Origin of the sequence: Amycolatopsis sp. NPDC088138 (assembly GCF_044741685.1) — a bacterium.
GTDB lineage: Bacteria > Actinomycetota > Actinomycetes > Mycobacteriales > Pseudonocardiaceae > Amycolatopsis.
The window spans coordinates 257,751-281,253 of record NZ_JBIUTB010000009.1 but is presented as its reverse complement, the minus strand read 5'-3'; the positions used below and the strand labels follow the sequence as shown (position 1 = coordinate 281,253).

Here is a 23,503-nt window from a genome sequence, read left to right as displayed (position 1 = left end):
GTTCTCCTGAATTCAGTGGCCGAGAAGGGTGCGCAGTGCGGGCTGGAGGCGGTCGCCGTGCGCGCGGACGAGGTCGTCGCACAGCTCCCAGATCCGCTCGACCGGCAGCGTGGCCGCGGTGGCGGGGTCGGTCATCGCGGCGTGCCGGACGTGGCGCGGGTCGTCCTCGATCGCCGCGCGCACGACCAGGTCGTTCATGCTCAGGTAGGTCCGGTTGAGCGCGGCCAGCTGCGGCGGCAGGGCGCCGATCCGCGTCGGCCGGACGCCGGTGCCGTCGACCAGGCACGGCACCTCGACCACCCCGCCGGCGGGCAGGTTCTCGATCAGGCCGCGGTTGACGACGTTGCCGTAGACCGTGCGCGGCGTCCCGGTGACGATGCTGTGGATGATCTGCGGTGCGTACTCGTTCGTGCCTTCGACGGGCAGCGGCTCACCGGCGGCGACCGCGTGGCGCGTCCGCTCGTACTCGGCCTCGTTCTCCGCGACGATCTCCAGGTAGGCCCCGACCGGCAGCCGCAGCCGCTCGATCTCGCTGTCGTGGTGCAGGTACCAGGGCACGTACTCGGCGGAGTGCTCGCTCGTCTCCGTCGGGTAGTAACCGAGCCGCCGGAACATGTCGAACCGGACGCGCCGCCGCAACTGCTCGTCGCCCTCGGCGAGTGACGCCAGCCGCGGGTAGAGGTCGGTGCCACCGTGCTCGAACCGCAGCACCCAGGCCTGGTGGTTGACGCCGGCCGCGACGTAGGTGACCTCGTCGAACGGCACCCCGACCAGCTCGGCGAGCCCGTGCACGGTCCAGTAGACCGAGTGGCACAACCCGACGACCCGCGTCAGCCCGGTGGCCTCGCTCAGGTACTGGACGTTCATCGCCATCGGGTTCGTGTAGTTCAGCAGCCACGCGTCCGGGCAGACCTCGGCGATGTCCGCGCCGAGTCCCTTCAGGAACGGGAACGTCCGCAGCGCGCGGAAGATCCCGCCGATGCCGAGCGTGTCGCCGATGGTCTGGTGCAAGCCGTACCGCTCGGGGACGGCGAAGTCGGTGCGGGTCGACTCCCCCATCCCGATCTGGACCATGTCGACGACGAAGTCCGCGCCGGCCAGGGCTTCCCGGCGGTCGGCGTGCGCGGTGAGCACCGGCTTCACGCCCCGGACGGCGGCGATCTGCCGGGCCGCGGCCAGCGCGGTCGCCAGCCGTTCCGGGTCGATGTCGTGCAGGGCGACGTGCACGCCGTCCAGCTCGGGGTAGGTGAACAGGTCGGCGAGCAGGCCCTGGGTGAACACGACGCTTCCCGCGCCGACGAAGGTGATCTTGGGGGTGGTCATGCGTGATCCGATTCGGTGCGTTCGAGGTGGACGAGGACGTCGTCCCACGTGGCCTGGCCGGCGGTGCCGCCGCGGGCGCGGACCGAGAAGCCACCGCAGACGACGCCGCAGCGCAGCGCCGTCCCGAGCGGCAGCCCGGCCAGGACGCCGGCGAGGAACCCGGCGTTGAAGCTGTCCCCGGCGCCCACGGTGTCGACGGCGGTCACCGGGATCCCTGGTGTGGTCGTGAGCTCGCCGTCGCGGCAGGCGAAAGCGCCGTCGGCGCCGTCCTTGACCACGACGGCCGGGCCGCGGGCGGCCAGCGTCGTGGCGGCCTCCCACGGGTCGTCCGCGCCGGTCAGCCGGACCGCCTCCGCGGCGTTGGGCAGCAGGAAGTCCGTCTCCCCCAACAGGTCCCCGACGTCCCAGCGCCCGGCCGGGTCGTCGTTGGTGTCGACGGACGTCGTCGCGCCGTGCCCGCGGGCGGCGCGCAGCAGACCCGCCAGCGCGGGCGCGAGCTTCGGGAGCAGGAAGTACGACGACGAGTGGACGTGCCGGCTCACCGCGAGCAGCTCCGGCGGGACGTCGTCGGCGCCGATGGCCGCCAGGGTGCCCGGTGCGGTGACGATCGCGCGGTCGCCGTCGCGGGTCAGGACGGTGGTCAACGGCGTCGGCAACGACGGGTCGGTCCGCAACGCCGTGGTGTCGACGCCGCGTTCTTCCAGCGCGTCACGGACGAACCGGCCGCCGGCGTCGTCGCCGACGCGCCCGGCGAAGGCGACCTTCAGCCCCAGCCGGGCCGCGCCGGCGGCGGTGATGGCGCCGGAGCCGCCGAGGGTGAGCACGCCGGAGTCGGCGAGCTGCTCCCGCTGGCCGAACGCGAGATCCGTCCGAAGTGGACCGACGATGACGTCGGGGTTGGCGTCACCGACCACGAGCAGGTCGAAGTGGGGCATGGCGGCCTAGCCCTTGAGGCCGCTGGAGGTGATGGACTGGATGAACGTCTTCTGCGCGCCGAGGAAGGCGAGCAGCACCGGCAGCACGGTGATCACGTTGCCCGCCATCACCGCGGCCCAGTTCGTGTGGTGCTGGCCCTGGAACGTCGTCAGGCCCAGCTGCAGCGTGTAGACGGTGTCGTGGTTGACCGCGATCAGCGGCCACGTCAGGTCGTTCCACGTGCTCAGGAACGTCAGCACGGCCACCGTGCTCAGCGCGGGCCGCGACAGCGGCAGCACGATCGTGAACAGCACACGCAGCCGCGAGCAGCCGTCGATCCACGCCGCTTCTTCGAGTTCCCGGGGCAGGGAAAGGAAGAACTGGCGCAGCAGGAACACCGCGAACGGCGTCACCAGCGACGGCACGATGAGCGCGCCCAGGGTGTCGATCAGGCCGAGCTTCTTCATCACCAGGAACGTCGGGATCATGGTCAGCTGGAACGGGATCGCCATCGTCGCGATCATCAGCCCGAGCAGCGCCCGCGAGCCGGTGAACCGCATCCGCGCGAACGCGTACCCGCCCAGCGTGCCGAACAGCAGGTTCGACACCACGGTCACCGCCGACACGATCAGCGAGTTCGAGAACCAGCGCACGAAGAGCGCGTTGTCGAGCACGTAGCGGTAGCCCGAGAAGTCCACATGGGACGGCCACAGCGCGGGCGGGAACCGGTTGATCTCGGCGTTGCTCATCACCGAGCTGAGCAGCAGCCACACCAGCGGCGCGGCGAACACGAGCGCCAGCGGCACGAGCAGCAGGTGCCACGGGCTGAACGGCAGCCGCGGGCGGCGCAGCACGGGCAGGACGCGCGGCGCGGGCACGCCGTCGAGCCGGGCCGTCATCGCAGCACCTTCCGGGGACGGCGGAGCAGGCGGACGGCGATCACGAGGACGAGCAGGGCCAGCGCGAGCACGTACGCCGACGCCGCGCCGTAGCCGGCGGTGAAGTTCTTGAACGCCTGCTCCCAGACGAAGTAGACGATCACCGTGGTGGAGCCGAGCGGGCCACCCTTGGTCGTCACGTACACCAGGTCGAACACCTGCAGCGACGTGATCAGCTGCCACACCACCAGGAACGCCGTCACCGGCATGATCGCCGGCAGCGTCACGTGCCGCAGCACCCGCCAAGCGCCCGCGCCGTCCAGCCGCGCGGCCTCGACCAGCGACGGCGGGACGTCCTGCAGCGCGGCGAGGTACACCACGACGCAGAACCCGGTGCCGCTCCACAACGTGATACCCACGAGCACCAGCAACGCCTGCCCGGGATCGGTCAGGAACCCCTGCGGGGACACACCGAGGTGGTGCAGCAGCGAGTTGGCCGCGCCGAACTGCGGGTCGAGGATGAAGGAGAACAGCACACCCTGCGCGGTCGCCGAGAGCACGAACGGCACGAAGACCAGCGTCCGGTAGACGCCGATCAGCCGGATGCGCCGGTTCAGCGCCTGCGCCAGCAGGAAGCCGAACAGGATGCTCAGCGGGACGTAGAGCACCGTGTACAGCACGGTGTTCCCGACCGCCTGGGCGAAGTGCGGGTCCTGGGCGAGCGCCGCGTAGTTGTCCCCGCCGACCCACCGGCTGGGCGTCACCAGGTCGTCGACCTGGAACGACAGCAGCAGCGACCAGGCCACGGGCACCACGCCGAGCCCGAGGATGATGAGCACGGCGGGTGAGACGTAGGCCCACGCGGCCGCGCTCTCACGGCGACGGCGGCTCTTGGCGTGCTGGTGGGCGGGCGGGACGGTGATGGGCCTCGGCAGTCCGGGCATGGCGGCTCCCTATCGCGGAATGATCAGGGCGGCGTTCGCGGCCGCGGCGCAGTCGCGCAGCGCGTCGGCCGGGGACGCCTGGCCGAGCAGCACGGCGACGATCGCGGTGCCCAGCGCCGCCGACACCTGCGGGTAGGCCGGGTGCACCGGCCGGACCCTGGCGTTCTCAAGCGCGTCGACGAACACCGGCAGGCCCGGCGTTTCGGCGGTCTTCTCCTGCCACGCGGGCAGTTGCTGCGTCCCCCGGCTCAGCGGGAGGCTGCCCGCGCCGTCGTCCCAGCGGACGTCCTGGGCCGGGGCCGCCAGCCAGGCCAGGAACGTGCGCGCCGCCCGGACCCGCTCCTCGCCGTTGTCGAAGAGCGTCCAGGTGTCCGGCCCGGAGATCGTCAGCGGACGGCCGCTGAAGCTGGGCAGCGGCACCACGGCGTAGTCGACCCCGGCGTCGGCGATGTCGGGCAGCTGCCACGGCCCGGTGACGACCATGCCGATGTTGCCGCTCTCGAACGCCTGGTACATCTGCTCGCTGCCGGTTTTCGGGTCGAGGTAGACGGCCTTCGCCGCGGCGAGGTCGCGCACGACTTCGAGCGCGCGCACGCCCTGGTCGGCGAACCCGATGCCGCGGCCGCCCGGCCCGATCACGTCACCGCCGAGGTCCCACAGCATCGGCCAGAGCCGCCAGACGGTGTCCTCGTCGCCGGTGGCCGGCCAGGCGGTGCCGAAGACCCCGCCGCCCGGATCGGTGAGTTTCCTTGCGGTGGCGACGAAGTCGGCCCACGTCCAGCCCGCGACGGGCGGCGGGGTGCCGGTCTTCTCGAACAACGCCTTGTTGTAGACGACGGCCAGCGAGTCGAGCAGCGCCGGGACCGCGCGGACGCGGCCGTTCACGGTGACCGCCTCCCGGGCCGGGGCCCAGAAGCCGGGGCCCGCGTCGACGAGGTCGGTGACGTCGACGACGCTCGGGCTGCGCGCGACGCTGGCGAGGTCCGAGCCGAAGACGTAGGCGATGTCGGGGAAGGACCCCGACGCGAGCGCCGCGGTGATCTTCTGCAGCATCGCGTCGGCGAGCACACCGCCGCCGAGGTCGATCCGGATGCCGGGGTGGGTCCGCTGGAAGTCTTCGACGAGGGTGTCGAGGACCTTCTTGCCCGTGTCGGTCTGGCCGTGCCAGACCTCGACCGTCACCGGCCCGCCGCCGCTGTTCGTGGCCGCGCCGCAGCCGGCCAGCGCGGTGCCGACGGTGAGACCGCCGACACCGCGCAGGAAACCCCGCCGGTCCATCAGCAGGTTTTGCGGACGTAGCCGGACTCGCCCTTGGGGACGACGTCGAGGTCACGGCGGACGATGCTCAGCGAGCTCCACCGGCTGCAGGCGGTCTTGAGGCCACCGTCGGTGTACTCGATGACGATCACGTGGTCGCCGAACGCGGGGGTGAACTCGTCGCAGTTCTTCTGCTGCCCGCACTCTTCGGCGATGGCGAAGTCCAGCCCGTTGGCCTGGCGCTGGCCGGCCAGCTCGGAGGTGTTCTTCTGCGCGATCGCCAGGCCCTTCGCGTGGGCGTGGGCGGAAAGCAGGCGGATGTAGGCCTGCGCGTCGCTGTCGGAGAGGAGACCGCGGGAGCGCGTGAAGCTGTCGTAGTTGTCCGGCTCGATCGCCTGGTAGCCCTTGGCCGCGCAGTCGTCGATCCAGGCGTTCACCTTGGCCGCGACGCGCGTGCGCTTGTCCGCGGTGTGCAGGTCGAGCAGGGCCTCGTCCCAGTCCTCGTCGACGACGGCGTTGCCGTTCGCGTCACGCAGCAGCAGGTCGCCCCACTCCCCCTCGGAGCCGGGCTGGGCCTGGAAAGCGTTGACGTAGCAGATGTTGTAGAGCCCGGCGGCCGGGGCGTCGCCGTGGTCGCGGCTGACGACCTGGACGCCCGCGGGCGGGGTGTAGGCGCCGCCGATCTGGTAGTCGAAGCCCGCCTTGACCGGCGGCGGGGTGACGGCGGCCGGGGCCGCCGAAGCCGTGCACGCGGAGCCGCCGAGGACGGCGGCCGCGAGCGCGGCACTGGCGAGGAACCGAACGCGGGAGAAGGGCATCATCGAACTCCGGATGATGGTGGGCACGACCCCGCCTCGGACCACGTGCGCGTCCTGGCGACTCAGTCCGGGCTCGCGGCGGAGGCCGACATACCGGCTGGGCGTACCTCTCACGTCGGGGCGTCCGTTCCGACGTGCCCAGAAGTAAAGCGAGCAAGACCGGGCATGTCAAGTGCTCGATACTGGGGTTTCTTCGTCGTTAATGGACAGTTTCGAGCATTGCTTCAGGCCCCGGTCAGCTGCGTTGGCTGTACGGTCCAGGGAGTCCCCCAAAGTTCGTCGATGGAGGAATCCGGACACTCAGCGGCCCGAATCCTCCATCGACACAGCGATGTCGCCGTTCGAGCATGCCTTCAGGCCGTGCCGACTCCGTGCAGCAGCGTGCCGACCAACAGGTCCGCCGCCTCCGAGGCGCTCGACGGCTGCCGCGACGCCAGGTGCTGCAGCTGGATCAGGAGGTGGTACACCCAGCCCTCCGGGACGTCCGCCCGGAACACGCCCTCCTCGGTGGCGCGCGCGATGAAGGCGTCCACCTCGGCGATCATCCGGCCCCGGCGGTCCTGAATGGACGGTTCGGCGATCATCCGGGTCAGCTCCACCGGCCACTTGCGGTTGACCTCGATGATGCCCTCGGCGTAGCGGTGCAGGGCCACCGGCACCGGCGCTTCCCGCAGCCGCGCGCGGTCGACGGCCTCCTCGACCGCCGACAGCCGGGCGTCGTAGACCGCGGCCAGCAACTCGTCACGCGAGGCGAAGTGCCGGTAGACCGTGCGGCGGTCGACCCCGGCTTCGGCGGCGATCGCGCCGATGCTGGCCGCCGGGTCGGCGGCCAGCATGCGCGCCCCCGTCGTCAGGACGGTTTCGAGGTTGCGCAGCGCGTCGGCTCTCATGCGGCCAAGCTAACTACACCGCCGGCCGCGCGCTGGTGTGGGTGAACTCGACCGTCGACAGCATCGACGTGTCCGAGGCGGCCGTGCGCTGCCGGCCGAACGTCAGCACCTTCGCGGGCTCCACCGCGAAGATCAGCGCGTCGTTGCCGCCCTGCCGCAGACCTTCCTCGCCCACCTCGTACTTCCAGCTGCCGTCCCACTTCTCCAGGTACGCGGCGGCGAGGCGTTCGAGCGTCGGCCGGTCGGTGACGCGCCGCGCCTCCCCCTCGACCATCACGTCGAGGCCGTCGTCCCAGGTGTTGCGGCCGGTGGTCAGCACGACGTTCGGGTTCGCGGTGAGGTTGAGGTACTTCTGTTCCGTGGCACCGGTCCCGAAGTGCAGCTTGCCGTCCAGCCAGATCGCGACCAGCGGCGTGACGTGCGGCCGGCCGTCCGCGCGCACGGTCGTGAGCCAGCTGATCTGGGCGGACTCCAGCACTTCCCGGGTCGTGGCCCAGTCGGTGGGCCGCGTGCCGGGATCGCTGAACCGGTCGTCGAGGTGGATCGTCGGGTCGTTCATCGGTGAACTCCGATCATCAGCGGTAGATCATCAGTGGGTTACGGAAGCGCGGTACGCGGCCTCCAGCTGCGCCGCGACGGTGGGACCGCCGGGCACCGGGCCGCGCCGCGCGCCCGGTCCGAGGTGGGATTCCCGCAGTTCGTCCATGAAGGCCTCCCACAGCGGCGGCCCCCCGGCCGTCAGCACCTCGGCGCGGGCGGCGTACGCGTCGCCCACCGGCAGGTGCCGCACCCCCCAGGCGCTGAGCTGGACCAGCACGGGCACCAGCTCGATCGCCTGCTCGGTGAGGCTGTAGGTGACCTTCTGCTTGTGCGAAGGATCGCCGGCCCTGGTGAGCAGCCCGTGCTCGACGAGCACGGCCAGCCGGTCGGCGAGGACGTTCGACGAGATCCGCTCGGGGCCGCCCAGCAGCTCGCGGAAGTGCCGCGAGCCGCCGAAGACGACGTCACGCAGGACGAGCAGCGTCCAGCGGTCACCGAAGATCTCCAGCGACAGGTTGATCGGACAGCCCGACCTCGTGTCCTTGCGCACTGCTCTCACCTCGAAACCGGTTGCATTACCGCACCAGTATGAGGCACCGCACAAGCGGTAGCAAATCGGCGGCGATGAGGCCATGTTGAAGGTGCGACGCCGGATGGAGCCGCGAGAACCGAAGGAGTCCCGATGACGGACATGAAACTCGAGATCGCCGTGCTCCCCGTCTCCGACGTCGACCGGGCGAAGAACTTCTACAAGGCGCTCGGCTGGCGCGAAGACGCCGACTTCCCGGGCGAAGGCGGGTTCCGGGTGATCCAGCTGACGCCGCCGGGCTCACCCACTTCGGTGATCTTCGGCAGCCGGATCACCGACGCCGTACCAGGTTCCGCCCAGGGCCTGCATCTCGTCGTCACCGACATCGAGGCGGCCAGAGCCGAGATCGCCGCGCAGGGTGTCGAGATCAGCGAGGTGTTCCACGACGCCGGGGGCGTGTTCCACCACGCCGGCACCGAAGGGCGGGTCAGCGGCCCGGACCCGGACCACACCAGCTACGCGTCGTTCGCCTCGTTCAGCGACCCGGACGGCAACGGCTGGGTGCTGCAGGAGATCACCACCCGGCTGCCCGGCCGGGTGACGGACGTGACGTTCTCCTCCGCCCCCGAACTGGCCGACGCGCTGCGCCAGGCCGCGGCCGCGCACGGGGAGCACGAGAAGGAGCTCGGGCACGAGGACGCCGACTGGCCGGCCTGGTACGCCGAGTACATGGTGCAGCACGGCCGTTCGGGTGCGTGACACCGTGGAGCTGAGCGGACAGACCGTCGTCGTGCTCGGCGGCAGCGCGGGCATCGGCCTCGCGACGGCCCACCACGCCCGCGCCGCCGGGGCCGACGTGATCCTGACCGGACGCGACCCCGCGCGTCTCGAAGAAGCCGCGCGGGAAGTCGGCGCACTCCGCACCGCGGCGTTCGACGCCACCGACTTCGGCCGGCTCGAAGGGTTCTTCGCGGAGCTGCCGACCGCGGTCGACCACGTGCTGGTCACCGCGGGCGGCCCGTACTACGCGCCGCTCGCCGAAATCGACTTCGAGCGGGCCCGCTCGCACCTCGACGGGCACCTGTGGCTGGCTTTGCGCGTCGCGCAGCTCGCGGTGGGCAAGGTCCGCCCCGGCGGAACGCTGCTGTTCGTCGGCGGCACCGGCGCCCGCCGCCCGGCCGTCGGTCTCTCGATCACCGCGGCGATGACCGCCGCCCTGCCCGCGCTCGTCGCCAACCTCGCGCTGGAGATCGCCCCGATCCGGGTGAACCTGCTCGCGGCGGGCTTCGTCGACACCCCGCTTTCGGCGTCGCTGCTGGGTGACGACCTCGAAAACCGCCGGGCGCAGCTGCGCGAGACGCTCCCGATCGGGCGTGTGGTGGAGGCCGGCGACGTGGCGTCGCTGGCCGTCCACCTGATGACGAACACGGCGCTGACCGGCGCGACCTATGACGTCGACGGGGGCCAGCAGGTGGTTCAGCGGTAGGGGCGGAAGAACTCGCGCAGCTCGGCCGCGTAGGCCTCCGGCTCTTCGAACGCCGCGAAGTGGCCGCCGCGGAGGTGTTCGGTGACCCGGGCGACGTTCGCCGTGCGGTCCAGCCACGCCCGCGGCGGGCGCAGGATGTCGCCCGGGAACAGGGAAAACCCCGACGGCACCTCGACCCGGCGCTGGAGCTGCTCGACCGGGATCGCCGAGTTCGCGCGGTACATCCGCATCGACGAGCCGATCGTCCCGGTCAGCCAGTAGATCATGACGTTCGTGAGGATCTCGTCCTTCGTGTAACTGCGCTCGATGTCGCCGTCACAATCGCTCCAGGCCCGCATCTTCTCGACGATCCACGCGGCCAGCCCGGCCGGTGAGTCGGTCAGGCCGACCGCGGCCGTCTGCGGTTTCGTGCGGTGCATCGCGGCGTAGGCCCCTTCCGCCGCGCCCCACGTCGCGACGGAGTCGAACCACTCGCGTTCCTCCGGCGCCAGTTCCCGGTCGCCGGGCAGGACCGGGATGCCCGCGTCGGTGCGGTGGACCGCCACCACCCGGTCAGCGTGGTCGAGCCCGAGGTACCGGCTCACGTGGCTGCCGATGTCGCCGCCCGCGGCGCCGAACCGCGGATACCCCAGGACGTTCATCAGCTCGGCCCACAGGCCGGCGACGGCGATCGAGTTCAGCGGCGGACCGGACGGGCGATCCGAGTAGCCGTAGCCCGGCATGTCCGGCACGACCACGTCGAAGGCGTCGGCGGGGTCGGCGCCGTGCGCGCCGGGATCGGTCAGCAGCGGGATCACCTTGGTGTAGCGCCAGAACGAGTCCGGCCAGCCGTGGCTCAGGACCAGGGGCAACGCGCTCCCGGCCGCCGCTTTCGCGTGCACGTAGTGGATCCCGAGCCCGCCGAGCGAGACCCGGAAGCGAAGCAGCTCCCCCAGTTCCGCTTCCCGCGCCGGCCAGTCGAACCCGTCCGCCCAGTAGGCGACGAGCTCGCGCAGGTAACCGACGTCGGTGCCGAGCGACCAGCCGGCGTCCTCGGGCGCGTCCGGCCAGCGCGTCGCGCGCAGCCGCGCACGCAGGTCTTCCAGCACGGCGGGGTCGGTCTTCGGGTGGAACGGCTCAGGCATGCCCGCACCCTACGGCCGGCCACCGACATTCCCGCCAAGATATTCCTTGACACGAATATTCTCAGTGGTGAATACTTCTGCTCATGGACGAGATCGCAGCAGCACTGGGAGACGCGAAGCGGTGGCGCATCGTGGAGCTCCTCGCGGAGCGGCCGCGGTCGGTCGGCGAACTGGCCGAACTCACCGGCCTGCGGCAGCCGCAGACCACCAAGCACCTGCAGACCCTCGCCCGCGCCGGCCTCGTCACCGTTTCCCCGCTGGGGCAGCGCCGGGTCTACGCGATCGAAGCGGGCCCGCTCGCCGCGTTCCGAGAACGACTGGGGGAACTGGTCGGCGCCATCGAGGCGCACGCCGGCGAACGGGACGTCCTGACGCGCTACCAGGCCGCGATCGAGGCGGAGACCGCCGCCGCGAACCGGCGGCAGTGGGCGGACGGGCGCACGTTCACCTTCGAGCGCCTCCTGCCGGTGCCCCCGGACGTCGCCTGGCGGCACTGGGTCGACCCGGACCTGCTCGCGTCGTGGTGGGCCCCGCCGTCGATGCGGATCTCCGAGTGCGTCCTCGAGCCGGAAGCCGGCGGGCGCGTCGTGCTCGAATACCGCGACGCCGAAGGGCTTTACCGCGCCGAAGGACGGGTCCGCACCGCCGAAGAGCCCGGGCACCTCGCCTTCGCGCTCTCGGTGCTCGACGCGGCCGGAGCCGTCTCCTTCACCGGCCACTACGACCTGACCCTGACCCCGGCCCCCGGCGGCACCCGCCTGCGGCTGGACCTGCGCATCACCGACACGACCGTCGAGTCCGCCCCGTTCGTCGCCGGCATCGAAACCGGCTGGGACCAGGTGCTCGACCAGCTCATCGCAACACTCACCCCAGGAAGAGGAACCCCGTCATGACCAGCTCGACCGGCCGCAAGGTCACTGCCAACATCGCCCTCACCCTCGACGGGCACTACAACGGCCCCGCCGGGCCCGCCGACTTCGGCGCCATCGCGCCGTACGTGACCACCGACGTCGCCCGGGACCACATGAGCCGCATCTGGGAGAACGCGACGACCGCGGTGCTCGGCCGCAACAACGCCGAAGGCTTCCTCGGCTTCTGGCCGTCGGTCGCCGGGAACGAGGACGCCGACCCGCGCGACCGCGGCTACGCGAAATGGCTCGTCGACACCGAGAAGGTGGTCCTGTCGACCACGTTGACCGAGGCGCCATGGGAACGCGCCCGCGTCGTGAACGCCCCCGCGGCCGACGTCGTCACCGATCTGAAGGCCACCGGCGAAGGCGAGATCCTCGTCAACAGCAGCGCGAGCGTCATCAAGCCGCTGCTCGCGGCCGACTTGATCGACCGGCTCTACCTGCTGATCTGCCCCGAGATCACCGGTGGCGGCCGCCGCCTGTTCGACGACGGCCTGCCCGCGACCAAGTGGACGCTCACCCGCCAGGAGACCGGGTCGCTGGGCGAGACCGCCCTGATCTACGACCGCGTGCACTGACCCGGCGAAAGCGCTTTGTCGATACCGCCATCTTTCACCCGACCGAGGTCGAAGGCCGGGTGAAAGATCACGGCCCGGATTGCCGGGTTCCGGAGCCGGTGGCAGCGTCGGACGCGCCCGAACGCACACCACCACCACGAAACCCGGGAGCCCGGTATGACGACGACCGAAATGCCCGCCGTCCACGAGTGCACGGTCAGCGGCTGTTCCTACAACGACGACGGCTGCCACGCCTTCGCCATCACCGTCGGCGGCGACAACGGTTCCGCCGACTGCGGCACCTTCGTGCCGCTGAACACCAAGGGCGGCCTCGACCGCGTCACCGCGCAGGTCGGCGCGTGCTCCCGGGCGGACTGCCGGCACAACGCGTCGCTGGAGTGCACGGCGTCGAGCGTCCGGATCGGTGCCGGCGGCGGCACGGCGAACTGCCTGACCTACCAGAAGTAGCCGGGGTCCCCGGGTGGACGCGGGTGTCCACCCGGGACGCCGTCATTCGACCAGCTTCCCGGCCGTGGAGACCTCGCGCATGAGCGCGGCGATGTCCTCGGGCACCGGCGGGATCTCCTCCCGCTCGATCCGGCCGGGCCCGGACCACACCAGGTTCACGCGCAGGCCCGGGTCGAGGTCCGGGAAGTCGGCGCGGTTGTGGCACCCGCGGGTCTCACGGCGTTCGAGCGCCGCCTCGAGCGTGGCGCGAGCCGCGAGCGCCGACGCCTTCAGGTCGAACGCGTGCGCCACGTCCTGGAAACCGGCCAGGTCCGGGTGCACGCCGATCTTCGTCGTCCGCTCGTCGGCTTCGTCCAGTTCGGACAGTCCCGCGCGGAGGCCGGCCTCGTCGCGGACGACCCCCGCGTGCTCGGTCATCGTGTCGCGGATCGTGCGCTGCAGGGCCCGCACGTTCTCCGGGCCGTCGGCGGCCAGCAGGTCGTCCACCTCGCCCCGCGCTTCGGCCAGAGCTTCCGCCGACCGGCGCTGGGCCGGCAGGTCCGCGGAGTAGCGGGCCGCGGCCTCGCCGGCGATCCGGCCGTACACCAGCAGCTCGATCAGCGAGTTGCCGCCGAGCCGGTTGGCGCCGTGCAGGCCGCTGGACGCCTCGCCGATCGCGTAGAGGCCCTCGACGCCGGTCCCGTGGTCGGCGCTGCGGACCCAGACGCCGCCCATCGAGTAGTGCGCGGTCGGCGCGATCTCGATCGGGGACCGCGTGATGTCGAGCATCTGCAGCTCCAGCAGCGTCTGGTAGACCCGCGGCAGGCGGCGCATGATCGTTTCGCGGGGTAGGTGCGAGACGTCCAGCCAGACGCCGCCACGCGGAGTTCCCCGGCCCTCTTTGATCTCCGTGTACGCGGCGAGCGCGACCCGGTCCCGAGTGGACAGTTCACGGCGCCGCGGGTCGTAGCGCTCCATGAACCGCTCCCCCGCGGCGTTGCGCAGGATCCCGCCCTCGCCGCGGGCGGCCTCCGACACCAGCGTCCCGGCCGCGTTCTCCGGCTCCAGCAGCCCGGACGGGTGGAACTGCACCAGCTCCGGGTCCCGGATCCGGCCGCCCGCGAGCACGGCCAGCCGGAACGCGTCGCCGGTGTTCTCGTCGCGGCGCGACGACGTGCGGCGCCAGATCCGCGTGTGCCCGCCGGCGGCGAGGATCACCGCGTCGGCGTGCACGACGTACCGGCTGCCGTCGCCGAGGTCGAATCCGTAGGCGCCGAACACCACGTTGTCGCGCACCAGGATCCTGGTGACGTAACAGGTGTCGAGGATCCGGACGCCCAGCTGCACCGCCCGGTTCACCAGCGTCCGCTGGATCTCCAGGCCGGTGTAGTCGCCCGCGAAGGCGGTCCGCCGGTAGGTGTGCGCGCCGAAGAACCGCTGGGAGATCCGGCCGTCGGCCTCCCGGGCGAACGGCATGCCCCACCGTTCGAGGTCCTCGATCCCGCGCGCCGCGTTCTCGGCGACGGTCCGCACCGTGTCCGGGCGGGCGAGCAGGTAGCTTTCCTTGATCGTGTCGGCCGCGTGCTGCTGCCACGAGTCCTCGACGTCCATCGTGGACAGTGCCGCGTTGATCCCGCCCGCGGCGAGCGTGGTGTGCGCGTCGGCCTTGGCGCGCTTGCCGACGACGAGCACGTCGGCACCGCGCTCGGCCAGCTCGATCGCCGCGCGCAGGCCCGCGCCGCCGGAGCCGATCACCAGCACCGACGTCGCGAGCCGCCGCTCTTGCAGGTGGGTCATCGGGCGAGCCAGTCCGCCAGCCGGGTCTCGGCGAGCCGCGCGCCCGGTCCCGGCAGGAGGCTGTCCTTCGCCAGCAGCGTCCCGAAGTACCGCGCCTGCGGGTCGCTGACGACCTCGCGGGTATCGGATCGCGCGGCCAGCACCGTGCGGATCCACTCGTCGAGGCCGAACACCTCCGGGCCGCCGACCTCGATCGTGCCGCCGGCAGGCTCGCCGGCCGCCGCCCGGCCGACCGCCGCGGCCACCTCGGCGGCCGCGATCGGCTGGACCCCGCCGCTGGGCAGGCGCACGACGCCGTCCGCCGTCGCGGTGTCCGCGATGCCGCCCGCGAACTCGAAGAACTGGGTCGCGCGCACGATCGTGTAGGGCAGGCCGGCGTCCTTGATCAGGGCTTCCTGCGCCACCTTCGCGCGCAGATAACCGGATTCCGGCAGCCGCTCCGAGCCCACCACCGACAGCGCGACGTAGTGCCCGACACCGGCTTCCTTCGCGGCCTCGACGAGGTTTCCGGTGGAGGTGCGGAAGAACGCGAGGACGTCGTCGTCGGCGAACGACGGCGAGTTCGACACGTCCACCAGGACGTCCGCGCCCTGCAGGACTTCCTTCAGTCCTTCGCCGGTCAGGGTGTTCACGCCGGTGCTCGGCGCGGCGGGCACGGCTTCGTGCCCGTGCTCGGTCAGCCGGGCGACAAGGGTCTTGCCGATGAGGCCGGTTCCGCCGATGACGACGATCTTCATGGTCGTTCCTTCCGGTTCGCGCCCCTGCCGGGGCCGCTCTCGTCAGCTAGGACAAGACGGCGGGGAACTCTGTGACAGCCACCGGGGTGTCGCCGGTCACGGACGCCGGAGTCCTTGCAGCTTCGCGGGATTGAGCACCAGCCACAGGTCGGTGATCACCGTGCCGAGCGTGTCGCAGACCACGACGGCCGCGACGCTCCCGGCGACGCGGACGACCAGCGCGAGGCCGCCGTTGACCCGCTCCTCCGTGACCTCGGTGCCCGGCCGGGACGCCAGCAACGGCAGCACCGCGCCGATAACCGCCGTCCGGCCCCGCACCGGCCGGTCCGCCGTGCGCACCTTTCCGCCGCCGTCGAACCACGCCGTCACCTCCGGGGCGAGCACCGCGGCGAGCGCGCCGGGCGACTGCGCCTCGCAGGCCAGCCGGAACCGGCGGACGAGGCCGTGGGTGCGCACCGCCCGGGTCAGCCAGGCGCGCGGCGAAGCCACGCCGGCGCGGTCCGGCGCGGAGAGCTCGTACCACGCGCGATAAGCCGAGTCGACGGCCTCTTCCGCCGCGGGACCGGGGCCGAGCAACCGGCCCGCGACGTCGAGGAGGTGCCGGCGTTCGGCCAGCAGGTCGGCCAGCGCCTCCCCGTCCGGATCTCTCACCTCGGGTCGCCGCCCGAGACGAACGCGTCGCGGGGGTGCTCGACCGAAGCCAGCGAGACGATGTCGCGGCCGAAGACCGTGGCCGTCAGCCACCCGGCCAGGACGCGGACCTTGCGTTCCCAGCTCGGCACGGCCAGCACGTGGTACCCGCGGTGCATCAGCCACGCGGGCAGGCCCTTGATGGTGAGCCACCGGTACTGGAAGATGCCGCGCCCGAGGCCCAGGGTCGCCACCGAGCCGAGGCTGTGGTGCCGGTACGGCCGCACGACCCCGCCGTGCAGGGAGGCGGCGATGTTGCGGGCCAGCAGCTTGCCCTGCCGGACGGCGTGCTGCGCGTTCGGCACGGTGTAGGCGCCCGCCCCGGCGACGAGGTCCGGCACGGCGGCGTCGTCCCCGGCGGCCCAGGCGCCGGGCACGGGCTCGGCGTCGGTGCCGACGCGCAGGTCGGCCCGCACCACGACCAGGCCGCGCTCGTCGTCAGGCAGGTCGGTGTGGTGGTCCACCACCGGGTTCGCCGCGTTGCCCGCCGTCCAGACGATGAGGCCCGAGTCGAACTCCTCGCCGCTCGAGAGCACCACGTGGCCGTCGACGGCCGACGTCACGACGGTGTTCAGGTGCACCCGGGCGCCGCGGTCCTCCAGCGAGCGCACCACCCACCGGCCGGGTCTCGCGGTGACCTCGGGCAGGATGCGGCCGGTCGCCTCGACCAGGTGGAACCGCACGTCGTCCGCCTCGATCCCCGGGTACACCGCGAGCAGCGAGTGCGCCAGGGACAGCAGTTCGCCGAACCCTTCGACGCCGGAGAAGCCGCCGCCCACGAACGTGACGGTGAGCAGCTTCCGGCGCTGCGGCCCCGGCGGCAGGACGGCGGCGCGGTCGAACGCCGTCAGCAGCCGGTCGCGGATGGCCACCGCCTCCTCGACGTGCTTCATCCCGATGGCCTCGTCGGCGATGCCCGGCACCGGGAACTTGCGGGTCACCGCCCCGGCCGTGACGACGATCGTGTCGTAGCCGAGCGCGAACTCCGGGCCGTCGGCGGGCCGCACGGTGACGGAGCGGTGCGCGTGGTCGACGGACGTCACCCAGCCGGCGACGACCCGCGTCCGGCGCAGGTGCCGCCGCAGCGAGACGGCGGCGTGCCGGGCCTCGATCGAGCCGGCCAGCACTTCGGGCAGGAACGGCTGGTAGGTCATGTATGGGCGGGGATCGACCACGGTCAGCTCGGCCTCGTCGCGGCGCAGCCGCTTCTCCAGCCCCCAGGCGGTGTAGAAGCCCGCGTACCCGCCGCCGACGATCAGAATCCGTTGCACGTCGCACCCCGTTCTTCTCGGTTCACCCATCCGGACAAGACAGCCCGGCGAAACGTGACAGCGACCTGCCTCACAGCGCGGGGCCGTCACGAATCACCGTCCCGTCTTGTCCTGGCTGCGGGAAGACCTCGAGGAGGAAACATGGACGTGGAAAACCTTTCCGAGCCGCCGCCGATCCTGGACGTCGTCGCGACGGTGCCGGGTGCACCGCAGATCCACGAGCACGCGGAGGCGATGACGATCCTCGTCACGCTGCCGCCGGGCAGCCCGGGCGCGCCGCCGCACCGGCACTCCGGGCCGGCGTACGGCTACGTGGTGAAGGGCGAGATCGTCTTCGAGCTGGAAGGCGAGCCCGCGCGGGTGGTCAAGGCGGGCGAGGCGTTCTGGGAGCCGGGCGGCGACGTCATCCACTACCAGGACGGCAACCACCTGGCCGGCGCCGAGTCGCAGTTCGTCGTGACGATGTTCTGCGTGCCCGGGCAGCCGATGCTGGTGCCGGTGAGCGCGGCGGAGCTCGAGGAGCGTCGCGACCGGCGCGCGCCCCGCTAGGCTCGAGCCGTTGGGCGGAGGGGGATCCATGGACGAGACCGGCGACCTCGATGCGGCGGCCGCGGTCTTCGCCGAGGTCCGGCCACGGCTGTTCGGCATCGCCTACCGGATGCTGGGCAGCGTGGCCGACGCCGAGGACCTGCTGCAGGAGGTGTGGCTGCGGTGGCAGGCCTGCGACCGGTCGGCCGTCACCCACCCGGGCGCCTACCTCGCGACGACGACCACGCGGCTGGCCATCAACGCGGGCAAGACGGCCCGCGCGCGGCACGAGACCTACGTCGGGCCGTGGCTGCCGGAGCCGGTGGACACCACGGCCGACCCTCAGCTCGGTGCCGAGCGCGCCGCGGCGCTGGAGCTCGCGGTGCTGGTGCTGCTGGAGAGCCTGACCCCGACCGAGCGCGCGGCGTACGTGCTGCGCGAGGCGTTCGACTACCCGTACCGGCAGATCGCCGAGGTCGTCCAGACGACGGAGGCCGCGGCGCGCCAGCTCGTCAGCCGCGCCCGCAAGCACCTGGCGGCCGGCCGTCGCGCCCCGGCGAGCGCCCCCGAGCAGCGGCGGCTGCTGACGGCGTTCGTCGCGGCCGCCCAGGCCGGCGACCTGCCCGCGCTGGAGGGACTCTTCGCGGCGGACGTGGTGAGCTACTCCGACGGCGGCGGCGTGGCCCGCGCTTCGCGCATCCCGGTCCGCGGCGCGGAAACGGTGGCGAAGTACGTCCGGGCGTTCGCCGACCGCTTCTGGGAGGGCGTGCAAGTCGCGCCGGCGGTCGTCAACGGCTTGGACGCGATGGTGCTGCGGCGCGACGGAGTTGCGTTCGCGGTGCTGACCGTCGCGGCGTCGGCCGAGGGCATCGACCAGGTCTTCTGGATGATGAACCCGGCCAAGCTCGCGGCGGCGGTGTAGCTGCCGTGTCGGCCACTCGTGAAGACTGCGAGCAACGGGCCCGCGCACCACGGCCGACATGACGAACCCGGCCACACTCGCGGTGGCGGTTTAGCCGGTCCGTCCATGGAGGACGGACCGGCTACCCCGGTCAGACCGTGAGGGTGATCGCGGCGTCCGGCTCGGAGACCCGGAAGCTGAAGCTTTCCTCCAGGTACAGCGTCACGCTCTCGGCGTCGTGGTGGCTGTAGCCGACGGCCAGGTCCTGGCCCAGCTCGAGGAAGAAGTCGCCGCCGGCCAGGCTCAGGACCATCGCGCCGTCCAGGCCGGGGGCGCGGACGATCTTGCCGCCGCCGAGGACGCGGCGGACGTGGTCGAAGACCAGCTGGCCGCCGTGCTCGGTGCTCTCCACGATCCGGGTGTAGCCGGCCGGGCCGATCGCGAGACCGTACGGGCCGTCGATGCCGGCGCGGCGCAGCGTGTCCACCGCGCGGGCGATCACGCCGGGGTACGCCTCGGCGTTCTCCCCCAGCGACGGCTTGTCGTACGGGCACGTGTCGGCGATGCCGGTCATCCCGGCCGCGGCCCAGCCGTGGAACACCGCGCGGTTCTCGATCATCGCGATCTGCTTCGCGGCCCGGTCCAGGTCGTCGAACTCCAGGTCGTCGGCGCCGCGCTCGGCGTCGTCGAGCTCCTGGCGGGACACCGTGAACGGGACGCGGACCTCGGCCAGCGGCAGGACCCGGCGCTGCCGGACGACGACGCCCTCGTCACCGTCGGGCAGGGAGGACTCCTTGAGCGAGGTCGTGCGGCCCAGGTCGGTGGCCGAGTACTGCCAGCCGTGCGGGCCGGCGACGTCGACCAGGCGCCGGGCGGCGAGGTGCGTGTGCAGCCGTTCGCGCGCCTCGGCGTCGACCTCCTTCCACCCCGCGTCGGAGATCGGGGCCAGACCGCGCATCAGGTGGTTCATGTTCAATCCCGTTCCTTGAGGCTGCCGATACCGAGTGAGCCGTCGCCCGGCCCGGTACCGAGTTCCGCTTCGACGTACCCTTCCGGATCGATGTCGCTGACGTCCAGGTCGCGCGCGCCTTCGTGCTGCCGCTTGAACTCGGTGAACTTGCGGCCGAGCTCTTCGCGCAGGCCGGCGTCGGCGTGGCGCCGGAAGTCGGCCAGTCCCTCGTCCTCCTCCTCGGCCATGTGCTCGCTGTTGGCCATCCTGGCCTTCCGCACCGCGTCGAGCCAGGCCGTGCTGCCGACGGGGTGCAGCGCGGCCTCGTGGACGCCGTCGCGGATGTCGTTGTGGTCGCCGATCGCGTCGAGGGTCTCCTCTTTCGCGTCGTCGCCGCGGCGCAGCAGGTGCGGGTAGAAGATCTCCTCCTCGGCCCGCGCGTGGACGTCGAGGAGGTCGGCCAGCGGCTGCCAGACCGCGCCCAGCTCGGCGGGGTCGGTGATGTCGTCCATGCGCGCGAACTGCCGCCGGAACCAGTCGTGGTCGTCGAGGATGAGGCTGGTGATGTCGGCCATGCGGTCAGCCCCTGACCCGCAGCGTGGTGGAAGTAGCCATGTCCGTCTCTACCCCGTCCCCGGCACCGGAAAACACCGGACCGCCAGTCTCGGGCGCGGCCGCGCCGCCCGCCGCGCCGGGCGCGGGTTTTCACCCTTGTGTGGGTGCCCGTGAACCGGCGCCGCGTCGGGTAGCCTGACGGACGTGTTCACGAAGTGAACAGCGATTTCACGCTCTCGATCACCGCTCGCCGGAGGCTCCCCGTGACCAAACCGACCCGGTCGCCGGAGGCCTCGCGCGCCGATCAGGCGGACATCCAGGCGGTGAGCCGCGTCAGCCAGATCCTGGCCCTGTTCGACCCGGCCACCCCGGAGGTGACGGCCGGCCAGATCGCCGAGCGGCTCGGGCTCAACCGCACCACCGCGTACCGGTACTGCACGTCCCTGGTCGCGGCCGGCCTGCTCGAACGCAGCGCCGAGGGCGGGTACGTGCCCGGTGGCCTGCTGCTGCAGCTGGGCGCGTTCGCCATCGGCCACCGCCGGGTCGTCAACCTCGCCCCGCGGCACATGCAGGCCCTTTCGCGCGCGACGCAGACCAGCGTCGTGCTCAGCCTGTGGGGCCTCACCGGGCCGGTGGTGTCCCGGGTGGAGGAGAACGTCTCGACGATCGTCGTCGTGTCCGTGCGGGTCGGCAGCCACCTGCCGCTGGACACCGCGCAGAGCAAGGTCTTCCTGGCTTACCACGCCGACCAGCTGTCGATGGAACGCCTGATGGCGAACCTGTCCGGCTCGGCGCGCGACGAGCTGCGCGAAGACGTCGAGCGCGTGCGCGAAGTGGGCCACTGTTCCGCGATGAGCACCCCCGGCGTGGTCGCGGTGGCCGCGCCGGTGTTCGACGAGTACGGCATCTGCGCCACGATCGCCATCGTCGGCCCGGACAACACGCTGTCCATGTCGGACGACGCCCCCGAGCTACGCGTGGTGGCCGACACGGCCCGCGAGCTGACCCACGAGCTGGGCGGGGACTACCGGCCGGACGACCTCGGCGCCCGCGCGGTGTAGGGCAACCAGGCGGGCGGGGACACCGGCGGGATGTCCCCGTACTCCCGCGCCCCGGCCAGCGCGCTGCCCACGAACTCCGCCAGGTCCAGCCCGTCGAGCCCGGCGACCAGCTCCGCGATCACCCCCGGCCCCTCGATCCACAACGCCGTGACGACCTCGACGGCCGACGCACCCGAGGCGAGGAACCGCCGTACGTCGGCCGGACTGCGGGCGCCGTTGGTGCCGATCAGGGGCACGTCCGCGCCCAGCGCCAGTCGCGTCTTGCTCACCCAGTACAGGCTCATCGGCAGGCATCCCGGCGCACTCCACGCGCCCCACGAGCCGAGGACCGCGCCGCCGTCCAGATCGGGCAGGAAACCCGGGTAGCGGCCGACCAGCCCGACGGCGTCCGCGCCCGCCGACCGGGCCGCGCGGGCGAGCGCGACGACGTCCGACGCCTGGCCGGGCAGCTTGACGAACAGCGGCACCTCGACAGCGTCCCGCACGGTTCGCACGGCTTCTCCCACCGCGTCCGCTTCGGTCAGCTGACGCACCGCGTGGGCCTCGCGGCCGTGCGGGGCACCGATGTTCAGCTCCACCGCGGGCACCACGGACGCCATCGCCCGGCCGATCCGCGCGGCCGCCGACGGCTCCCCGAGGGTGATGCTGCCGAGCACCGGGCAGCCACGCTTCGCGCCGTACGCAACGGCGTCCGCCAACACAGCGAGCCACTCGTCCAGCTCCACCTGGGCCAGGCCGGAGCGGTTCAGCAGGCCGTCGCCGAGCCGGGCCGTCCCCGGCGGCCGGACGGATCCGTCGCGCGCGACGAACGCGTAGTCCGCGATGTCCAGCTGCCGCCGGGCGGCGGCGCTCTCGTTGACCGACTTCGCCACCACCGCCCCGGCCCCCGCGTCGATGCAGGCGAACAGCCCGTCGCGGGTCATGGTCAGCTCGGACGAGCCGACCCAGACCGGGTTGGCGGTGGCGAGGCCGCCGACCTGTCCGATCAGGACAGTGCCGGGATCGTGCTGTCGTCGCCCATGTCGACGTCCTTGGTCTCCGGGCCGAGGAAGCCGCCGAGGCTGATCAGCACGCCGGCGAGGGCGAGCAGCACGGCCGGGGCGAGGTGCGCAGGCATGACGCCGTCGAACCGCTGCAGGTAGAACTGGTAGAACGCCGGGGCGATGAGCGCGAGGCTGTAGCCGACGCCGTAGCCGGTGGAGCGGATGCTCGCCGGGAACCGCTCGGTCAGGTAGGCCGCGATCGGGCCGAACGTGCCGACGGTGAAGATCCCGATCAGGATGCCCCAGCCGAGCGCCGCGCCGAAGCCGCCGTTCGACGCCATCAGCAGCGTGTACGACCCGGCGCCGATCACCAGCACCGACAGGCCGTACCAGATGTAGAACCGCCTTCGCCCGATGCGCTGGGACAGGATCCCGAACAGCGGGTAGGACAGCGCGGCGGCGGCGTTGATCACGAGCATCGTCATCGTGACCTCCTTGCTGGAGAGCAGGAGGTGCGACTTGAGCTGCGCCGGCGTGACGGCGGCTTCCATGTTGGTCGCCAGCCACGTGCCGGTCATCAGCACGAACACCTGCGCCAGCGCCCGCGGGTACTTCACGAGCAGCCGGACGAACGGCATCTTGTGCTTCTCGCCGGTCAGCTCCGGCGGCGTCTCGTGCACGTTCTTGAGGTAGTAGCGGAACAGCACGGCCGCCAGCGCCGCGCCGACGAAGAACGGGATCCGCCAGCCCCACTGCACGTAGGCGCTGTGCAGGCCGACGGACGGCAGCAGCTGCAGCATCAGCAGCGTGATCGCGGCGATCACGGCGTACGCGGCGGGCGAGGTCGAGGTGATGATCGAGGCGTAGAGGCCGCGTTTGTGCTTCGGGCTCCACTCCATCGCGAGCGGCACCGCGGTCGTGTACTCGCCGCCGAGGAAGATCCCGTCGACGAACCGCAGGCCGATGAGCAGGCCGACCGACCACACCCCGATCGTCTCGTGGCCGGGCAGGCACGCAGTCAGCAGTGTGATGACGCCGAAGCCGCCGACGGCGACCAGGGTCGTGCGCTTGCGCCCGACGGTGTCGGCGAAGTGCCCGAAGATGATCGCGCCGAGCGGGCGGCCGATGAGCGTGGACGCGAACACGAGCGACGCCAGCAGCGCCGTGGTGCTCGCGCTGAGGTTGGCCGCCTGGAAGTACGCCGTCGCCGGCGCGAGCACCACGATCGGCAGGTAGATGTCGAACTGGTCGACGAAGTAGGCGAGGGTCCCGCCGCGGACGGCGGCGCGCACCTTGGCGCTGTCCGGGCCGTGCGGGACGCGGGGACGAGCCGGCGTCTGCGGCTCCACGGTGGGGGGCGGTGTGGACATCGTCGTCCTCCGATGGTTCTGAGGGCTCTGGCTACCCGCAGC

At 72.1% G+C, this 23,503-nt stretch carries 26 protein-coding genes; 8 read left to right on the top strand and 18 right to left on the bottom strand.

From position 1 onward, the window contains the following. Positions 1-12 precede the first annotated feature (12 nt). The 9 genes from ACIOD2_RS45740 to ACIOD2_RS45700 all read right to left on the bottom strand — a co-directional run bounded on the left by ACIOD2_RS45740 (position 13) and on the right by ACIOD2_RS45700 (position 8,115). Entirely contained in the window at positions 13-1,323 is a 1,311-nt protein-coding gene (locus ACIOD2_RS45740) for an alpha-glucosidase/alpha-galactosidase (RefSeq protein ID WP_400551923.1), read from the bottom strand. Continuing rightward, positions 1,320-2,258 (bottom strand): carbohydrate kinase family protein, encoded by a 939-nt coding sequence (locus ACIOD2_RS45735; RefSeq protein WP_400551921.1) that lies wholly within the window; start codon positions 2,256-2,258, stop codon positions 1,320-1,322. The genes ACIOD2_RS45740 and ACIOD2_RS45735 overlap by 4 nt, the downstream gene beginning before the upstream one ends. A 6-nt stretch (positions 2,259-2,264) precedes the next feature. Further along, on the bottom strand, positions 2,265-3,137 hold the full coding sequence (locus tag ACIOD2_RS45730) for a carbohydrate ABC transporter permease (protein ID WP_400551920.1): 873 nt from the start codon (positions 3,135-3,137) through the stop codon (positions 2,265-2,267). Next, on the bottom strand, positions 3,134-4,060 hold the full coding sequence (locus ACIOD2_RS45725) for a carbohydrate ABC transporter permease (protein WP_400551919.1): 927 nt from the start codon (positions 4,058-4,060) through the stop codon (positions 3,134-3,136). The genes ACIOD2_RS45730 and ACIOD2_RS45725 overlap by 4 nt, the downstream gene beginning before the upstream one ends. Positions 4,061-4,069: 9 nt before the next feature. Then, positions 4,070-5,338 carry an ABC transporter substrate-binding protein gene (locus ACIOD2_RS45720; protein WP_400551918.1) on the bottom strand — a complete coding sequence of 423 codons (1,269 nt, stop codon included), beginning with the start codon at positions 5,336-5,338 and terminating at the stop codon, positions 4,070-4,072. Further along, positions 5,338-6,162, bottom strand: coding sequence for an endo alpha-1,4 polygalactosaminidase (locus tag ACIOD2_RS45715; RefSeq protein ID WP_400551917.1), 825 nt, complete (start codon positions 6,160-6,162; stop codon positions 5,338-5,340). Before ACIOD2_RS45715 ends, ACIOD2_RS45720 begins: the two co-directional genes overlap by 1 nt. 326 nt (positions 6,163-6,488) lie before the next feature. Beyond that, positions 6,489-7,025 carry a TetR/AcrR family transcriptional regulator gene (locus tag ACIOD2_RS45710; protein ID WP_400551916.1) on the bottom strand — a complete coding sequence of 179 codons (537 nt, stop codon included), beginning with the start codon at positions 7,023-7,025 and terminating at the stop codon, positions 6,489-6,491. Positions 7,026-7,038: 13 nt separating this feature from the next. Then, the gene (locus tag ACIOD2_RS45705; RefSeq protein WP_400551915.1) at positions 7,039-7,584 is read right to left on the bottom strand and encodes a pyridoxamine 5'-phosphate oxidase family protein; all 546 of its coding nucleotides are present in this window, start codon (positions 7,582-7,584) and stop codon (positions 7,039-7,041) included. A gap of 30 nt (positions 7,585-7,614) precedes the next feature. Continuing rightward, positions 7,615-8,115 (bottom strand): winged helix-turn-helix transcriptional regulator, encoded by a 501-nt coding sequence (locus ACIOD2_RS45700; RefSeq protein ID WP_400551914.1) that lies wholly within the window; start codon positions 8,113-8,115, stop codon positions 7,615-7,617. Positions 8,116-8,247: 132 nt separating this feature from the next. Between ACIOD2_RS45700 and ACIOD2_RS45695 the strand changes: the two genes are divergently transcribed. Together ACIOD2_RS45695 and ACIOD2_RS45690 are read left to right on the top strand one after the other, a co-directional pair. Next, positions 8,248-8,853 (top strand): VOC family protein, encoded by a 606-nt coding sequence (locus ACIOD2_RS45695; protein ID WP_400551913.1) that lies wholly within the window; start codon positions 8,248-8,250, stop codon positions 8,851-8,853. Continuing rightward, the gene (locus ACIOD2_RS45690; protein ID WP_400551912.1) at positions 8,846-9,580 is read left to right on the top strand and encodes an SDR family oxidoreductase; all 735 of its coding nucleotides are present in this window, start codon (positions 8,846-8,848) and stop codon (positions 9,578-9,580) included. The genes ACIOD2_RS45695 and ACIOD2_RS45690 overlap by 8 nt, the downstream gene beginning before the upstream one ends. Here the strand turns inward: ACIOD2_RS45690 and ACIOD2_RS45685 are convergent. Beyond that, positions 9,571-10,704: an epoxide hydrolase family protein gene (locus ACIOD2_RS45685; RefSeq protein WP_400551911.1), complete on the bottom strand. Its 1,134-nt coding sequence runs from the start codon at positions 10,702-10,704 to the stop codon at positions 9,571-9,573. The two genes, ACIOD2_RS45690 and ACIOD2_RS45685, sit on opposite strands and share 10 nt — an antisense overlap. Before the next feature lie 83 nt (positions 10,705-10,787). On the opposite strand from ACIOD2_RS45685, the gene ACIOD2_RS45680 reads away from it, so the two are divergent. The 3 genes from ACIOD2_RS45680 to ACIOD2_RS45670 all read left to right on the top strand — a co-directional run bounded on the left by ACIOD2_RS45680 (position 10,788) and on the right by ACIOD2_RS45670 (position 12,640). Then, positions 10,788-11,597, top strand: a complete 810-nt coding sequence (locus tag ACIOD2_RS45680; RefSeq protein ID WP_400551910.1) for a metalloregulator ArsR/SmtB family transcription factor — start codon at positions 10,788-10,790, stop codon at positions 11,595-11,597. Continuing rightward, complete coding sequence (locus ACIOD2_RS45675) at positions 11,594-12,193, top strand: dihydrofolate reductase family protein (protein WP_400551909.1); 600 nt, start codon at positions 11,594-11,596, stop codon at positions 12,191-12,193. Before ACIOD2_RS45680 ends, ACIOD2_RS45675 begins: the two co-directional genes overlap by 4 nt. Positions 12,194-12,349: 156 nt before the next feature. Further along, entirely contained in the window at positions 12,350-12,640 is a 291-nt protein-coding gene (locus ACIOD2_RS45670) for a DUF1540 domain-containing protein (protein ID WP_400551908.1), read from the top strand. Between the two features lie 42 nt (positions 12,641-12,682). On the opposite strand, the gene ACIOD2_RS45665 is transcribed toward ACIOD2_RS45670, so the two are convergent. The 4 genes from ACIOD2_RS45665 to ACIOD2_RS45650 all read right to left on the bottom strand — a co-directional run bounded on the left by ACIOD2_RS45665 (position 12,683) and on the right by ACIOD2_RS45650 (position 17,114). Further along, entirely contained in the window at positions 12,683-14,416 is a 1,734-nt protein-coding gene (locus ACIOD2_RS45665) for an L-aspartate oxidase (RefSeq protein ID WP_400551907.1), read from the bottom strand. Continuing rightward, the gene (locus tag ACIOD2_RS45660) at positions 14,413-15,153 is read right to left on the bottom strand and encodes an SDR family oxidoreductase (RefSeq protein WP_400551906.1); all 741 of its coding nucleotides are present in this window, start codon (positions 15,151-15,153) and stop codon (positions 14,413-14,415) included. The genes ACIOD2_RS45665 and ACIOD2_RS45660 overlap by 4 nt, the downstream gene beginning before the upstream one ends. 96 nt (positions 15,154-15,249) lie before the next feature. Next, positions 15,250-15,804 (bottom strand): hypothetical protein, encoded by a 555-nt coding sequence (locus ACIOD2_RS45655; RefSeq protein ID WP_400551905.1) that lies wholly within the window; start codon positions 15,802-15,804, stop codon positions 15,250-15,252. Beyond that, the gene (locus tag ACIOD2_RS45650) at positions 15,801-17,114 is read right to left on the bottom strand and encodes an NAD(P)/FAD-dependent oxidoreductase (protein ID WP_400551904.1); all 1,314 of its coding nucleotides are present in this window, start codon (positions 17,112-17,114) and stop codon (positions 15,801-15,803) included. The genes ACIOD2_RS45655 and ACIOD2_RS45650 overlap by 4 nt, the downstream gene beginning before the upstream one ends. 141 nt (positions 17,115-17,255) lie before the next feature. Here ACIOD2_RS45650 and ACIOD2_RS45645 point away from each other — a divergent pair, with 141 nt between their 5' ends. Together ACIOD2_RS45645 and ACIOD2_RS45640 are read left to right on the top strand one after the other, a co-directional pair. After that, a complete protein-coding gene (locus ACIOD2_RS45645; RefSeq protein WP_400551903.1) occupies positions 17,256-17,663 on the top strand; it encodes a cupin domain-containing protein in 408 nt (135 codons plus the stop codon). 28 nt (positions 17,664-17,691) lie between these two features. After that, the gene (locus ACIOD2_RS45640) at positions 17,692-18,564 is read left to right on the top strand and encodes an RNA polymerase sigma-70 factor (protein WP_400551902.1); all 873 of its coding nucleotides are present in this window, start codon (positions 17,692-17,694) and stop codon (positions 18,562-18,564) included. 130 nt (positions 18,565-18,694) lie between these two features. Here ACIOD2_RS45640 and ACIOD2_RS45635 read toward each other — a convergent pair whose 3' ends face one another. Together ACIOD2_RS45635 and ACIOD2_RS45630 are read right to left on the bottom strand one after the other, a co-directional pair. Continuing rightward, complete coding sequence (locus ACIOD2_RS45635) at positions 18,695-19,513, bottom strand: family 1 encapsulin nanocompartment shell protein (protein ID WP_400551901.1); 819 nt, start codon at positions 19,511-19,513, stop codon at positions 18,695-18,697. A gap of 2 nt (positions 19,514-19,515) precedes the next feature. After that, positions 19,516-20,067: a hemerythrin domain-containing protein gene (locus ACIOD2_RS45630; RefSeq protein WP_400551900.1), complete on the bottom strand. Its 552-nt coding sequence runs from the start codon at positions 20,065-20,067 to the stop codon at positions 19,516-19,518. A gap of 243 nt (positions 20,068-20,310) precedes the next feature. On the opposite strand from ACIOD2_RS45630, the gene ACIOD2_RS45625 reads away from it, so the two are divergent. After that, positions 20,311-21,108, top strand: coding sequence for an IclR family transcriptional regulator (locus ACIOD2_RS45625; RefSeq protein WP_400551899.1), 798 nt, complete (start codon positions 20,311-20,313; stop codon positions 21,106-21,108). Here ACIOD2_RS45625 and ACIOD2_RS45620 read toward each other — a convergent pair. Continuing rightward, positions 21,072-22,031, bottom strand: coding sequence for a hypothetical protein (locus ACIOD2_RS45620; protein WP_400551898.1), 960 nt, complete (start codon positions 22,029-22,031; stop codon positions 21,072-21,074). The genes ACIOD2_RS45625 and ACIOD2_RS45620 overlap by 37 nt on opposite strands. A gap of 62 nt (positions 22,032-22,093) precedes the next feature. After that, complete coding sequence (locus tag ACIOD2_RS45615) at positions 22,094-23,461, bottom strand: MFS transporter (protein WP_400551897.1); 1,368 nt, start codon at positions 23,459-23,461, stop codon at positions 22,094-22,096. Between the last annotated feature and the right edge of the window lie 42 nt (positions 23,462-23,503).